At 63.7% G+C, this 14,998-nt stretch carries 10 protein-coding genes; 7 read left to right on the forward strand and 3 right to left on the reverse strand.

Annotation, left to right across the window (positions count from 1 at the left end):
* Positions 1-87 precede the first annotated feature (87 nt).
* On the forward strand, positions 88-300 hold the full coding sequence (locus tag DSC91_RS16850) for a hypothetical protein (RefSeq protein WP_115780013.1): 213 nt from the start codon (positions 88-90) through the stop codon (positions 298-300).
* 51 nt (positions 301-351) lie between these two features.
* Here the strand turns inward: DSC91_RS16850 and DSC91_RS16855 are convergent, their stop codons facing one another.
* The gene (locus DSC91_RS16855; RefSeq protein WP_115780014.1) at positions 352-969 is read right to left on the reverse strand and encodes a TetR/AcrR family transcriptional regulator; all 618 of its coding nucleotides are present in this window, start codon (positions 967-969) and stop codon (positions 352-354) included.
* A gap of 228 nt (positions 970-1,197) precedes the next feature.
* Between DSC91_RS16855 and DSC91_RS16860 the strand changes: the two genes are divergently transcribed.
* Genes DSC91_RS16860 through DSC91_RS16870 form a run of 3 tightly spaced genes read left to right on the forward strand, consistent with a single transcriptional unit; the run spans position 1,198 to position 6,999 of the window.
* The gene (locus tag DSC91_RS16860; protein WP_115780015.1) at positions 1,198-2,343 is read left to right on the forward strand and encodes an efflux RND transporter periplasmic adaptor subunit; all 1,146 of its coding nucleotides are present in this window, start codon (positions 1,198-1,200) and stop codon (positions 2,341-2,343) included.
* Positions 2,340-5,462, forward strand: coding sequence for an efflux RND transporter permease subunit (locus DSC91_RS16865; protein WP_115780016.1), 3,123 nt, complete (start codon positions 2,340-2,342; stop codon positions 5,460-5,462). The genes DSC91_RS16860 and DSC91_RS16865 overlap by 4 nt, the downstream gene beginning before the upstream one ends.
* Positions 5,463-5,466: 4 nt before the next feature.
* Complete coding sequence (locus DSC91_RS16870) at positions 5,467-6,999, forward strand: efflux transporter outer membrane subunit (RefSeq protein WP_115780017.1); 1,533 nt, start codon at positions 5,467-5,469, stop codon at positions 6,997-6,999.
* A gap of 622 nt (positions 7,000-7,621) precedes the next feature.
* Here the strand turns inward: DSC91_RS16870 and DSC91_RS16875 are convergent.
* Positions 7,622-8,500 (reverse strand): lipid A biosynthesis lauroyl acyltransferase, encoded by an 879-nt coding sequence (locus tag DSC91_RS16875; RefSeq protein ID WP_115783303.1) that lies wholly within the window; start codon positions 8,498-8,500, stop codon positions 7,622-7,624.
* Between the two features lie 404 nt (positions 8,501-8,904).
* Positions 8,905-11,406, reverse strand: a complete 2,502-nt coding sequence (locus tag DSC91_RS16880) for a penicillin-binding protein 1A (RefSeq protein ID WP_115780018.1) — start codon at positions 11,404-11,406, stop codon at positions 8,905-8,907.
* A 447-nt stretch (positions 11,407-11,853) separates the two neighbouring features.
* Between DSC91_RS16880 and DSC91_RS16885 the strand changes: the two genes are divergently transcribed.
* From DSC91_RS16885 to DSC91_RS16895, 3 genes are all read left to right on the forward strand, one after another.
* Entirely contained in the window at positions 11,854-12,468 is a 615-nt protein-coding gene (locus tag DSC91_RS16885) for a hypothetical protein (protein ID WP_115780019.1), read from the forward strand.
* 492 nt (positions 12,469-12,960) lie between these two features.
* Complete coding sequence (locus DSC91_RS16890; protein WP_115780020.1) at positions 12,961-13,641, forward strand: PspA/IM30 family protein; 681 nt, start codon at positions 12,961-12,963, stop codon at positions 13,639-13,641.
* A 173-nt stretch (positions 13,642-13,814) separates the two neighbouring features.
* On the forward strand, positions 13,815-14,996 hold the full coding sequence (locus DSC91_RS16895; RefSeq protein WP_115780021.1) for a tetratricopeptide repeat protein: 1,182 nt from the start codon (positions 13,815-13,817) through the stop codon (positions 14,994-14,996).
* The last annotated feature ends 2 nt before the right edge of the window (positions 14,997-14,998 follow it).

Here is a 14,998-nt window from a genome sequence, read left to right on the forward strand (position 1 = left end):
ACACTACGGCGAGGCTTGCTGCGGATATTGAGTAGGTATAAACCCTTAGATGCTGGTAACATAGCGTCCGAAAGGAATTCAATCGCTATGCCACATCGTTTTCAGCTTTTCGAAAAAATCGCGTTTTCGCTGGTTTGCTGGTCCGCTGCGGCCTGTTCGGCCTTCATCGCTTACGAGCGGTGCCCGGACATCAAGGTCGTCCTGCACGTCGGCGAAGAAGTCCTGCGCTATAGCGGGCAGTATTCGTTTGTCTGCGCCACGCCGGTTGCGGACGCCTGCGCGCAGTTGCCGGCGAGCTGATTCGCCGGCACTCGCCGTTCGTATCGCGTACTGCGTATTGCGCCCTGCTTGTTACGCGTCGCGCCCGAACACCACGCGCGCGAAAAACCCCGCCAGTACCGTTTCGGCCATCTCCGACGGCACATTCTGCGGGTCGACCGTGTAGAAGAACTGCACGCCGTCGCACAAGCCCATCAAGCCCATCGCCAACGTCTCCGCCGGCAGCGGCAGCGGCGTGCCGACCCGCGTCGAAAATTCGCGGATGTACGCGGCCAGCTGTTCAAGCTTCTCGTGCATGAACGCGTTGAAGCGTATCCGGAAGCGGCCGTCGCGCACGGCGAGCAGCTTCGCTTCCACCCACATCAGGAAGCACTTGTTCTCGCGATGCAGGTTGCTGTAGTAGCGCAGCACGCGTGCTTCCATCTCCTCGCGCGAAACCGCGTCCTCAAAGATGGCATGCAAGCCCGCCTGCATGGTCTCGTGGTCGCGCCGCAGTAGTTCGAGGAACAACTCGTTCTTGCTGCGGAAGTTCGAATAGAACGCGCCGCGTGTATAACCCGCCGCCCCGGCGATGTCTTCGACACTCGCCGCGACAAAGCCTTTCTTCATAAAAATCGCTTGCCCAGCGTCGAGCAGACGCTCGCGCGTCTGGTCCTTGCTCTGCTCGCGTGTAAGTCGTTGCCGTTTCATGAGCGCAAGTCTAGCACTTAAAAGAATTCCAATTCACCCCAACATTCAAATACAGGTGTGTATTAGAATGCAACCAATCATTCGAAGTCAGACGCGTATGCCGACTGCATGTTTTGCATGCTTCAGACCACGCGTTTTCGCTGGCGGGCCGCTGCGGCTTGCCGTGTTCGTTCGCTGTCTCCAGTTGGGGTAATTGTGAAGCGTCCCGGTCTTCCCGCATCGTCCGCGATGCGTCAGCAGTCCCATCGGCATGCCCGTTCCGCGCGCCTGCGCCGTGCGGCATTCGCCCTCGCGCTCGCCGGCATCGTCACGCTGGCCGCCTGTTCGAAGAAGGAAGCGGCCGCGCCCGCGCCGCGTCCGGTGGTCGCCGTCGCCGTGCATGCGGACGGCAGCGCGACGGCTGCGGCATCGTTGCCCGGTGAAGTGCAGGCGCGCTACTCCACTCCGCTGTCGTTTCGCGTCGGCGGCAAGATCGTCGAGCGGCGGGTACGCCTGGGCGACACCGTCAAGAGCGGGCAGATCGTCGCCCGGTTGGACCCGGCCGATGCGCAGAAGAATGCCGCCAGCGCGCAGGCTCAACTCGAAGCCGCGCAACATAGTCTGATCTATGCGAAGCAGCAGCTCGACCGCGACCAGGCACAGGCGAAAGAAAACCTGATTGCGCCCGCGCAGCTCGAACAGACCACCAATGCCTACGCGTCAGCCGCCGCGCAGCGCGACCAGGCCGCGCAGCAGGCGGCGTTGTCGAAAGACCAGTTGCAGTACACCACGCTCATTGCCGATCACGCCGGCGTGATCACCGCCGAACAGGCCGATACCGGTCAGAATGTGTCGGCGGGTCAAGCCGTCTACAACCTCGCATGGAGCGGCGATATCGACGTGGTCTGCGACGTGCCGGAAAGCGCGCTCGCCGCGCTCTCGGTCGGGCAGACCGCGCAGGTCACGCTGGCCGCACTGCCGGGCCGCAGCTTCAACGCGCGCGTGCGCGAACTGTCGCCCGCCGCCGATCCGCAAAGCCGCACTTACCGCGCCAGACTCACGCTCGACAATCCCGGCCCGGACGTGCGCCTCGGCATGACCGCCGACATCGCGCTCGCCGCACCGTCGCCCGCGAGCCACAGCAGCGCCTTCACCGTGCCGGCCACTGCCCTGTTCCACGACGGCACCCAGCCGGCCGTGTGGGTCGTGCGTGCCGCGGATAACGCGTTGGAACTGCGCCGTGTGACCGTCACGCGCTATGACGAGCGCACGATCGTGATCGGCCAGGGGCTCAAGGACGGAGAACGCGTCGTGCTGCAAGGCGTGCATACCGTGAGCGCCGGTCAAAAAGTCCAAGTGATCCCGCCGCTGCATCCCGAGGACTTCGCTTCATGAGCACCACCCATGAAGAAGGACGCTTCAACCTGTCCGCATGGGCGCTGCGCCATCAGGCGCTGGTCGTCTTCCTGATTGCGCTCGCCACCGCGTTCGGCATCCTCGCCTATACCCGGCTCGCGCAATCCGAAGACCCGCCCTTCACGTTCCGCGTGATGGTGATCCGCACTTTCTGGCCCGGCGCGACCGCACGCCAGGTGCAGGAGCAGGTCACCGACCGCATCGGCCGCAAACTGCAGGAAACGCCCGCCATCGATTTCGTGCGCAGCTACTCACGCCCCGGCGAATCGCAGATGTTCTTCACGATGAAAGACTCGGCGCCGGTCAAGGACGTGCCAGGAACCTGGTATCAGGTGCGCAAGAAGGTCGGCGATATCGCGGCGACCTTGCCGCCGGGCATTCAAGGCCCGTTCTTCAACGACGAATTCGGCGACGTCTACACCAACATCTGGACGCTCGAAGGCGACGGCTTTTCAGCCGCGCAACTGCACGATTACGCGGACCAGTTGCGCACGGTGCTGCTGCGTGTGCCGGGCGTCGGCAAGGTGGACTATTTCGGCGATCCGGACCAGCACATCTACATCGAGATCGCCAACACGCAACTCACGCGCCTCGGCATCTCGCCGCAGCAACTCGGCCAGGCCATCAATTCGCAGAACAGCGTGTCGCCTGCGGGCACGCTGACCACCACCGACGACCGCGTGTTCGTGCGCCCCACCGGCCAGTTCAAGGACGTCAATGCGCTCGCCGACACGCTGATTCGCATCAACAACCGCTCGTTCCGTCTCGGCGACATCGCGACCATCAAGCGCGGCTACGACGACCCGGTCGCCACGCAAATGCGCGCCGGCGGCAAGGCGGTGCTCGGCATCGGCGTGACGATGCAGCCGGGCGGCGACGTGATTCGGCTGGGCAAGGCGCTCGACAAGGAGACGGTCAAGCTGCGGGCCTACCTGCCGGCCGGTTTGCACCTGGTCGAAGTGTCGAGCATGCCGGACGCGGTGGCGCGTTCGGTGGACGATTTTCTCGAGGCCGTCGCCGAGGCGATCGCGATCGTGCTGGTGGTCAGCCTGCTGTCGCTGGGCGTGCGCACCGGCATGGTGGTCGTGATCTCGATACCGGTTGTGCTCGCCGTCACGGCGCTGTGCATGTATCTGTTCGACATCGGTCTGCACAAGGTGTCGCTGGGCACGCTGGTGCTCGCTTTGGGGCTATTGGTCGACGATGCGATCATCGCCGTCGAAATGATGTCGGTGAAGCTGGAGCAAGGCTGGACCCGCACGCGCGCTGCCGCCTATGCGTACACCAGCACCGCGTTCCCGATGCTGACCGGAACCCTCGTGACCGTCTCCGGCTTCCTGCCGATTGCCTTGGCGAAGTCGAGCACCGGCGAATACACACGTTCGATTTTCGAAGTGTCGGCGATCGCGCTCATCGCGTCGTGGCTGGCCGCCGTGGTGCTGATTCCGTTGCTCGGCTATCACATGCTGCCGGAGCGCAAACGTCAGGCGCACGAAGCGGAAGATCACGAACACGACATCTACGACACCCGGTTTTACACGCGGCTGCGCGGCTGGATCGGCTGGTGCATCGAACGGCGTTTCGTCGTGCTGGCGATCACCGTCGTGCTGTTCATTCTGGCCATGGCAGGCTTCACGATGGTGCCGCAGCAGTTCTTCCCGAGCTCGGACCGTCCCGAGTTGCTGGTGGATGTTCGCCTGCCCGAAGGCGCGTCGTTCGAAGCGACGCTACGGCAGGCAGAGCGGCTCGAAAAAGCGCTGGTGGGCCGTCCGGAAATCGATCATACGGTGAACTTTGTCGGCACCGGTGCGCCGCGTTTCTATCTGCCGCTCGATCAGCAATTGCCGCAGCCCAATTTCGCGCAGTTCGTGATCACGGCGAAATCCGTGAAAGATCGCGAGAAGCTCGCGCAATGGCTCGAACCGGAATTGCGCAACAACTTTCCGGCGATCCGCACACGCCTGTCGCGCCTCGAGAATGGCCCACCGGTCGGCTATCCCGTGCAGTTCCGCGTGAGCGGCGACGACATCGCCACCGTGCGTTCGATCGCCGAGCGCGTCGCCGCGACCATGCGCGCCGATCGCCGCACCAGCAACGTCCAGTTCGACTGGGACGAACCCGCCGAGCGCTCGGTGAGTTTCGAGGTCGATCAGAAGAAAGCACGCGAACTCGGCGTGAGCTCCGAAGACATCTCGAGCTTCCTCGCGATGACGCTCTCCGGCTACACCGTCACGCAGTACCGCGAGCGCGACAAGCTGATCAGCGTCGATCTGCGCGCCCCCAAAGCGGAACGCGTCGACCCCGCGAAGCTCGTCACGCTGGCGATGCCCACGCCCAACGGCCCGGTGCCGCTCGGCACGCTCGGTCATCTGCGCAACGACCTTGAATACGGTGTGATCTGGGAACGCGACCGGCAACCCACCATCACCGTGCAGTCCGACGTCGCGGCAGGCGCGCAAGGGATCGACGTCACGCATGCCGTCGATAAAGCCCTCAGCCAGATTCGCGGCACGCTGCCGGTCGGCTACCGGATCGAGATCGGCGGGTCGGTCGAGGAAAGCGGCAAGGGGCAAACGTCGATCAACGCACAGATGCCGCTCATGATCGTCGCCGTACTGGTGCTCCTGATGGTCCAGTTGCAGAGTTTCGCGCGGGTGCTGATGGTGGTGCTGACGGCGCCGCTCGGCCTGATCGGCGTGGTCATCACGCTGTTGCTGTTCGGCCAGCCGTTCGGCTTTGTCGCGATGCTCGGGGTGATCGCCATGTTCGGCATCATCATGCGCAACTCGGTGATTCTGGTCGATCAGATCGAGCAGGACATTGCCGCGGGACATAAACGCTTCGACGCGATCGTCGGCGCGACGGTGCGGCGCTTCCGGCCGATTACGCTGACCGCCGCGGCCGCCGTGCTCGCGCTGATTCCGCTACTGCGCTCTAACTTCTTCGGGCCGATGGCGACCGCGCTGATGGGTGGCATTACGAGCGCGACCATCCTCACGCTGTTCTATCTACCGGCCCTGTACGCCATGTCGTTCAGAGTACGCGACGACGAGCGCGAGCCGCCGGCGCCGTCCGGCACGACGCATTCGGGGAACTGAGATCATGGCTATCCTTGCATTCCCTCGACACCTGCGCCTCACGCTTCCCGGCATCGCCGCGCTGGCGCTGGCCGCCTGCTCGTTCGGCCCGAACGGCGAGCCGCCCGCGATGCCGCAACCGGCTCACTATGGCGCCGAGGCGCAGCCGACGCAAACCGTGCCCGCACAAGGCGTCACCCAGCAATTCGTGGTCGGCGCCAAGCCTGTGCCCGAATGGTGGAAGCTGTATCGATCGGAGGCACTCGACGCGCTGGTCGACGAAGGCTTGCGCAACAGCCCGACGCTCGCCGCCACCGACAAGAGCCTCGCGGCCGCGCGCGAGCAACTGCGCGCCCAGATCGGCAGTTCGATGCTGCCAACCATCGACGCGGGCGGCCAGGCCACCCGCAACCGCGCATTGGCTATCCCCGAGGCGGGTCCGAATACGTTCCTGTACAACGTCTTCGTCGGTCAATTGCAGGCGCACTACACGTTCGACCTGTTCGGCGCCGCACGTCTCGCCGATGCCGCGCTCGCTGCTCGCGTGAACGTACAGGCCTATCAGTTCGACGCGGCGCGCCGCGCGCTGGCCGCCAACATCGTGACGGCGGCGATCACGAGCGCCGCGTTGCGTGCGCAGATCGACACGACCGAGCGGCTCGTGACGATTGCCAACGATCAGGCGCGCGACACGCAACGGCGCTACGCCCTGGGCGCGGTCTCGCATGCCGATCAGTTGAGCGCGCAACAAAGTGCGGCGAGTCTGTCCGCGAGTTTGCCGGGCTTGAAGCAGCAATGGCTGACGACGCGCCACGCCTTGGCGGTGCTGCTTGGCCGCACGCCGGACGCGGCGCCGGACGACCTCGACCTTGCGCAACTGCATGTGCCTGAACAGGTGCCGGTCGTGGTGCCATCCGAGCTGCTGCGCACCCGGCCCGACATTCAGGCCGCGGACGCCGCCTTGAAGGCCGCGGCGGCCGATGTCGGCGTCGCGACGGCGCAGATGTTCCCCAGTCTCTCGCTGAGTGCGTCGATGGGACAAGGCGGCTTTAGCTGGCCGGTGGCGCTGTCCGGCGCGGGCGCGATATGGAGCCTTGGCGCGTCGTTGTCACAACCGCTGTTTCACGGCGGCGCCCTGTTCGCGCAGCGCCGCGCGGCGGTCGACACATATGACGCCGCGGTGTCGCAATACAAGCAGACCGTGCTGGCTGCGTTCCAGAACGTTGCCGATACGCTCGCAGCGTTGCAGCACGACGCACAGTCGCTCGACGCCGCGAACCTTGCCGCGCGCTCCGCGCAGGGAATTTTTGACGAAACGTCGGGGCGCTACAGGTTGGGCGCGTTGCCGATCGCGTCGACACGATCGAGCGAACAGCAGTTCCGCAACGCGCAGCTCGATGAGATCCGCTATACCAGCGCGCGGCTGACGGACACCGCGGCCTTGTTCCAGGCGATGGGCAACCCGCCGTTGGAGCCGACGCCGTCCGCGTCCGCGGCGGCGTCCGCAGCGGCGGCGATGCCGGCGGTTGCCCCGTCGAATGTGAGCGCGTCGAATTAAACCTGGGATTCCGCACTGATGGCTGGGGACTTATCCCCAGTTTATGTTGACAGGGTTGTTGATAACCATGGGGCTTCACGCGTAAGTGCTTGATGCGGATCGGTTTGTCGAATGCGGTGCGGGCGAATGCAGGGACGTCCGACTACGCGGCACGCGAGGAAGCGTATATAGCGAAGGGACGCCTTATCCACAGATTTTGTTGAAAGCCCTGTTGATAACGCCTGGACATTTGGGATAAGTGCTTGAGCGCGCAACGAAATCGGACGCAGACGCCAGGAGCGAAGGCACCTGAAGCGAGTAGCGGGGTGAAGTACGCTTCGGCGCGCGCAGCGCCGCCGGAAGCATGACGCCCTTGTCACACGCGCAAGCAGGTGCACGAACACAGATTCCAGATGCACCACTATCCGTTGCGAGCTGCGGGCCCCGCTTAGCAGGAGTGGTGTGAGCCGCTTTCTCTTGCTTACTTCTCTTTGCGGCGGCAAAGAGAAGTAAGTGCCTGCCCCGCACAGGGGCGAACGCTAATAGACCACTACCAAATCAAGGAAAACCACAAAAACCAGAAGCACAAAAAAACCGCCGGGAAGGCAAAAAACCACCCACCCGCGCTACGCGCAAAAAAACCTCAATAAACCCCAGCCTCCCCCACAGGTCGATTCTTAAACCTCTTATGCACCCAATAATATTGATCAGGAATCCGTCGCACTTGCGTCTCAAGAAACTCAGTAATCCGCCGCGCATCGACAGAAACATCATCCGAAGGAAAATCACTTAGCGCTTCGAAGATAGTCAGCTTATAGCCGCGATAGTCCGGCAGGACCTCAGTCACAAACGGCACAACCCGCGCATTGCCCGCCTTCGCCATCCGCGAAACGGAAGTCAGCGTGCAAGCCGGCACGCCGAAGAACGGCACAAACACCGAATCCCGCAGCCCGAAATCCATATCGGCCGCCAGCATCACCGGCTTGCCATCCCGCAGAACACGCAACGCGCGCCGCACGCTATCGCTACGCGGGATCATCTCCGTACCGAAGCGCCCGCGCTGCCGCTTGGCCATCGCGTCGAGCAAAAGATTCGACATCGGCGTGTACAGCGATGCAACCGGGTGCCGCGTCGAATACATCATGCAACCCGCCTCGATACCGACAAAATGGAAGCCGACAAAAATCGTCGGCTGTCCCTGCATGTCGGAAAGATCGATCGCGCTCTCCACTTCGACAAGACGCGCCAGAGCCTGCGCATTGCCGAACCATTGCGGGCCGCGTTCGACATAGCTGCGGATCACATGACAGAAATGCGCGCGCGCGAGACGTTCGCGCGCCTCGTCGCTCATGTCGGGAAAACACAGTTTCAGATTGGTATGCACGACGCGCCGGCGCGCGCTGGGAATCCGGTACAGCAACGCACCGATGCCGGTGCCGATGCGCGCGACAACGCCATAAGGCAGGAGAGCAAACGCGCGCAGCAGACCTGTCATCAGACAGATGAGGATTCGACTTTTCACGAGGCAACGACCCGGTGGATGCTGTGTCACAAACACGCCGGCCGCGGCAACCTGACGGTTGTCCACGGGCGAAGTGGCATGCGCGCGCGGCAAACGGGTCTCACGCGGCGCGACGTTTGAAGATGAACGTTTCGCTCGCGGCGAAACGCAGCAGTGCCGGAAGCCGAAACCGGTTAGGAATCGAGCGTCCGTGCGGGACCCAATATAAAAGCACCGCCGGCGTGATTAAAGCACACTGTGGACGGCCGGCACAAAATCTGCCGAGAGGGTGATTTCCCCTATCCTTTCGAAAACTTGCGTGTGCGGCCCAAGGCAGGCCGCACACAATCGCTACGCCCCCAAAGGCGAACCCGCCGAAACGAGTCCCTCCCCCCAATGGCGGTCCCCTTGAGGCAACGCGGACATCAGGGCTTGTTCGTCTCGAACAGATCCATGATCTGCTTCTTTTCGTTCGACGAGACGTTCGGTGGCGGCACTGCCGGTGGCGTCATACCCGCCGGCCCCACGCCGCCCACCGCGTCGCTCACACCGGCGGTCGGATTCGCCGAATCCAGACCGATGCTGGCCACGAAACCATTGCCCGGCGTCATGTCCGCATAGAACAGTTCGCCGTCGACCGCGGTTACGCCGTCCGGCTGCGCCGGCTCGCTTTGCGGTACGCCGCGCAGCGCGCGCTGCATGTACTCGACCCAGATCGGCAACGCGAGCTGTGCACCGAACTCGCGGCTGCCGAGACTCTTCGGCTGGTCGTAGCCCATCCACGCCACCGCCACCAGCGATTGCTGATAACCGGCGAACCAGCCGTCTTTCGCGTCGTTGGTCGTACCCGTCTTGCCCTGCAGGTCCGAACGATGCAGCGCGTTGGTGCCCGCCCCCGTGCCGGCCGTGGCCACCGAATGCAGCAGGCTGTTCATGATGTATGCGTTACGCGGTTCGAGCGTACGCGGCGCATCCTGGCCGGCGGTCAACGGCTGCGCTTTCGAAAGCGGCTGGCCGCGCGCGTCCGTCACCTCGTTGATCAGATACGGATTGATGCGGTAGCCGCCGTTCGCGAACACCGAATAGGCGCCCGCCGATTGCAGCGGCGTCACGAGGCCGGCGCCAAGCGCCATGGGCAGATACGGCGGGGTCTTGTCGGCGTCGAAACCAAAACGCTGCGTGACGAAATCTTGTGCGTACTTGGTGCCGATGAACGACAGGATGCGGATCGACACCAGGTTCTTCGATTTCTGCAGCGCGAGACGCATCGGCATCGGACCATCGGGCTGGTCGTCGTCCTTCGGCTCCCATGCGTCACCACCCGGTGTGCTCGGCGGGAAGTACAACGGCGCGTCGTTGATGATCGTGGCCGGTCCGAGACCCTTGTTGAGCGCCGCCGAATAGATGAACGGCTTGAAGCTCGAACCCGGCTGACGCCACGCCTGCGTGACGTGATTGAACTTGTTCTTGTTGAAGTCGAAACCGCCCACCAGCGCACGAATCGCGCCGTCCTGCGGCGTCAGCGAAACCAGCGCGCCTTCCACTTGCGGAAGCTGCGTGATCTGCCAGTTGCCCTTGTCGTCGGCGACGAGGCGCACGATCGAGCCCGGCCTGATCTTCGTGGCGGCCGCGGCGCGTGCGCTCAATGCGCCGGCCGCGAAACGCAGGCCGTCGCCGCCGATCGTCACTTCGCTGCCGTCGACCAGTTGCGCCTTCACCTGCTTCGGATTCGCGTCCGTCACCACGGCGGCGATGATTTCGCCGTTGTCGGGGTGATCGGTGAGTGCGTCGTCGATGGTCTGATCGCGGTCGTCGCCCGCCGCGGGCAGTTGCACGAAGCCTTCCGGTCCGCGATAGCCGTGGCGCCGCTCGTAATCCATCACGCCCTTGCGCACGGCGCGATAGGCCGCGTCCTGGTCGGCGGAATCGATCGTGGTGGTGACGTTCAGGCCGCGCGTATAGGTTTCGTCCTTGTACTGCGCGTACATCATCTGGCGAACCATTTCGGCGATGTACTCGGCATGCACGCTGTATTCGTTGCCCGGATTCCGGGTGTGAATCTCTTCCTTGACGGCCTGGTCGTACTGGTCCTGGCTGATGTATTTCAGCTCGAGCATGCGCTTCAGGATGTATTCCTGACGGATCTTCGCGCGCTTCGGATTGACCACCGGGTTATACGCGGACGGCGCCTTCGGCAAGCCCGCCAGCATCGCCGCTTCAGCCAGCGTGATGTCTTTCAGATCCTTGCCGAAATACACGCGCGCGGCCGCGGCAAAACCGTACGAGCGCTCGCCCAGATAAATCTGGTTCATGTAGACCTCGAGGATCTGATCCTTGGTCAGCGCGCGCTCGATCTTGTACGCCAGCATCATTTCGTAAATCTTGCGCGTATACGTCTTCTCGCTCGAGAGGAAGAAGTTGCGCGCCACCTGCATCGTGATCGTGCTCGCGCCCTGCGAGGCGCCGCCATGCGTGATGTCGGAAATGCCCGCGCGCAGAATGCCGACGAAGTCGACGCCGCCGTGCTCGTAGAAGCGATAGTCCTCGATCGCGAGCACCGCCTTCTTCATCTGGTCCGGAATGTCCTGGAAGCGCACGATGCTGCGCCGCTCCTCGCCGAATTCGCCGATCAACACGTGATCCGCGGTGTATACCCGCAGCGGCACTTTCGGGCGATAGTCGGTGAGTGCGTCGAGCGACGGCAGCTGCGGCGCCATCACCACGAGCGCGTAACCGACAATCAGCGCGCCCACCACGGCGACGGTCGCCAGCAGACTGACGAACCAGATCGTGATGCTCGCGCCGATCGAACGGCGGCCGGGCTCGGCGTCGCGCGAAGCAGCGTTGCGTCCTGGAGTGCGGTGGTAGGCGTTCCGGTCGTCACCAGCCGGAGAATTTGAAGAAGGCGGTCGTTTGATGATTGGCATGACTGGAATAGTGGGCGCGTAACTGAACGCGTGAGGCGCAAAACACCGCGCGGCCCTATGCCCCCGGGCGACCGCACGGCACGCCTGTGACATCGTCCGGCGCAACGTAACAGCGCATTTTAAAGAAATCAAGCGACGTCCAAGACAGTTTTTTTGTAAGAATTCCCTTCGCGCGGGGTCACTACGGCGGATCGCGGCAGCCGCGCGAGCGCTGGGCGCCGCCTGCCGGGGTTATCAACAGAAAGTGTTGAAAGGCCTGTGGACAAGCCCGCCGGAAACGCTACAACCCGTTGATGTCACGGGATTTTCATGTCGCGCCCGTTCCGCATCGGCGCAACTCGTCATATGATGGACTCGGCGCGGGGGTCGTCACCGACACGCGCGACGGTGTAGGCCAGATTCACGCCTTGATTCGCCAATGCCAACAAACAAGTATGCGAGCCGACCATGAATAAGCCCAGCGAACGCATCGTCGTATTCGTCACGACCGCGCAGAAACGCGCGATCGCCGCCACGGCCGAAAAACTGGGGATTAGCGTCAGCGAACTGATGCGGCGCGCGGTATTGAGCTTCGACGCGACCAGCGAACAGGTGAAAGCGGCCAGCATCGTCGACCGGCTGCGCGCGCCGCGCGCGCCGGACGCGCTCGACGCGGCGCTGCAGCGGGTCGCGCGCGGCACGCGCAACGCACGGGCGGCACTCCCGGAGGCCTTGCAAACACACGGTGGCGACGAATCCGCTGCGCCGGCGGAAAGCGCGGCCGTGCCACATGCGGACGACTTGCTGGGCACTGCCGCAGGCGCGGGCCCGGCACCCTTGCTGCCGGCCGGCCTATTGGCCGCCCTCACCGCCACCGCCGAGGAACTCGAAGCGGCCGCCGCAGCCGAAGCCGTCGCGCGGGTCGCCGCTGCCGAAGCGGCTTCCCATGCCGGCTCGGCGCGCAAACCGGACAGCGTGGAAGCACCGTTGCGCAACGTGCTCAAGCGCCCGCGCGTCGATGCCGCACGCGACGAAGACGACCAGCAAGGCGATCCGAGCACGGAAGGCGGCCGCTTCGCCTGAATCGGAAGTGGCGCGGTCGAGCGCGCCAACCCAGCGCGCATCGATGCGCCGTTGAAGCGCAAACACGCCGTCCATACGACACGCCTGTTCACATCCGCGACACTCGCCCCGCGGACACTCGCCGTACGATGCCCGCTGCATGGGTGCCCGCTGTGTGTGGATACCCGCCCTACGAATGCCTGCCGTACGAATGCGCCACCGCGCGGAAAGTTGGCGATTGTGTCATCGCGCCCTTTAAGACGGTTTTAAGAGAATGCGTGGTGTAATATCCGCGAGCAGCTGAATAAGCCACCGCGCGTTTTAACGGCCAAAGCCGTTTGACATTCGGTTTCAAAACGTAAATTTACGGCGCCGCTATTGCAATTGGCGCGTGTGCCCCGAACTCCGGTCCGAACGTTGCGCAGCTTCGCGCGCAGCGGCGTAAAGTAGCATTGGAAAGCAGTTAAAGCGCGTGGAATTATTCAGCGCCGATTTCATTCTTTGGAGGTTTTCATGTCGCTTTTTGACAGCATTTCGCGCACGCTTAAAGGTCTCCTGAACGACGCAGCCGATTCCGTGCAGGACCCGTCGCGCGATTCGCGCCAGATCGTGCGCGAACTCGACGAGAGCATCGCTAAAGCCGAGAACTCGCTAATCGAGATTCAGGCACAAGTCGCCACGCAGCAAAGCAAGCGCGATGTTGCCGCCGACAAGGCGAAGAAGTACGAAGACGGCGCGAAGCGCGCGCTGCAATCCGGCGACGAAGCGCTCGCGCGTGAAGCGCTCGGCGCGCAAGCCACGGCCGAGGCCGAGCGCGATGCGCTGGCGAAAGAACTGACCACGCTGGAACCGTCGGTCGATCAGTTGAAGAGCCAGATCGACGACATGCGTACCCGTCGTAACGACCTGAACGCACGCTCGAACATTCTGCAAGCCAAGCAGCAGATCGCTCAGGCTAAAGATGTCGCGGCCACGGCGTTGGGCGGTATCGGCGGCAAGAATCTGTCGGAGGATTTCCAGAAGCTGGAAGACAAGGTGGCGTTGTCGAATGCCCGTTCCGACGCGCGCCTGAATACGGCCGACGTAAAGAGCGGCAAGGCGCTCGACGACAAGCTCGCGGATCTGAACCGCGGTCCGTCCGTCGAAGATCGTCTCGAAGCGTTGAAGAAGCAGATCAACACGCCGGCTCAGTAATTGCGTCAGCAGCAGATACCGGCTGCTGTCGTACGTGCAGCCGGTATGCCGGCCATCGGAATGCCGGCCCACGGGACTGGCCACCGGTATGCCGGCCACCGGTATGCCGGCCACCGGAACACCGGCTGCCGGAATCAATTGAAGGAGACGGGTGCATCGCATCCGGTCCGTAAATGAAAAAATTTCTCGCAAGCACATTCGCCTCACTGCTGTTCGTGTCGGCCGCGGCGTTCGCCGTGCCCACAGCCCAGCAAATCGAATCCGCCATGTCGCAAGGCAACTGGCAGCAGGCCGATGCCGGTTTGAGCGAAGTGCTGCAGGCGCATCCGAACAACGCACACGCGCACTATCTGTACAGCCAGGTGCTCGATCGCGAAGGCCGTTATGCCGACGCCCTCGCCCAGGTGCAACAGGCCAAGACGCTCGATCCGCAAATCCGCTTCACCGACCCGACCCGATTCGCGCAAACCGAAGCGCGTATCCGCAAGGACGCTGAACGTGCCGGCGGCAACACCACGAGCCGCGCGGGCAACCCGTTCGTGCAACAGAATTCGCCGGCGGTGCAGCAGCAGTCGGCGATGGTGTCGCAAGCGCCGCAACGGCATGGTCCTGGCATCGGCATGTGGGTTGGCATCATTCTGCTGATCGGCGTGATCGCGCTGGTGTTGCGCTGGACCTTGCGCCGCGCCCGCTCGCAAGACGATTCGCGCGCCGACGACGATCGTCGCGTGCAACTCAAGCGCGCCACCGAGATGCTCAACGCCGTGCGCTCGCTGAAGCTCGACGTGAAGCTCTCCACTGCGCCAGGACACGAAGCGCTGGAGAAAGAAGTCGAAGCGACCGAAGACCAGTTGCGCGGCCTCGTCGAAACGCTGTCGAACAGCAAGAATCCGGTGCCGCCCTATCAGCTCGACGAACTGGAGCAACGCATCGGCAGTCTGCGCGCCCGCGCCGAGGGGCGGCCCGATCCGTATGCCGCGCCGGCCGCCGGCACGCAGCAGTCGCCGTATGCGCAGGAAGCCGAGCGTTTCGGCAACCCGCCGCAGCCGTATCCGCAACAAGGACCGTATCAGCAGCAGCCGCAGGTCATCGTGCAACAAGGTGGCGGCGGTTTCGGCGGCGGCATGGGCGGCCTGCTGACCGGCGTGCTGCTCGGCGAGGCGCTGAATTCCGGGCGTGAACGCGTCGTGGAGCGCGACGTGATCGTCGATGACGAAACGCGTCGCCGCGGCGGTGACGGCGGCAATGGCGGCGGCCTCGACTTCGGCCAGGGTTCGAACGACTGGAACGACAACGGCGGCGGTGGCGTCGACATGGGCAGCAACGACGATTCCGGCGGTTGGAGCGATACCTGAGA

Source organism: Paraburkholderia caffeinilytica (genome assembly GCF_003368325.1).
In the GTDB taxonomy this organism is placed as follows: domain Bacteria; phylum Pseudomonadota; class Gammaproteobacteria; order Burkholderiales; family Burkholderiaceae; genus Paraburkholderia; species Paraburkholderia caffeinilytica.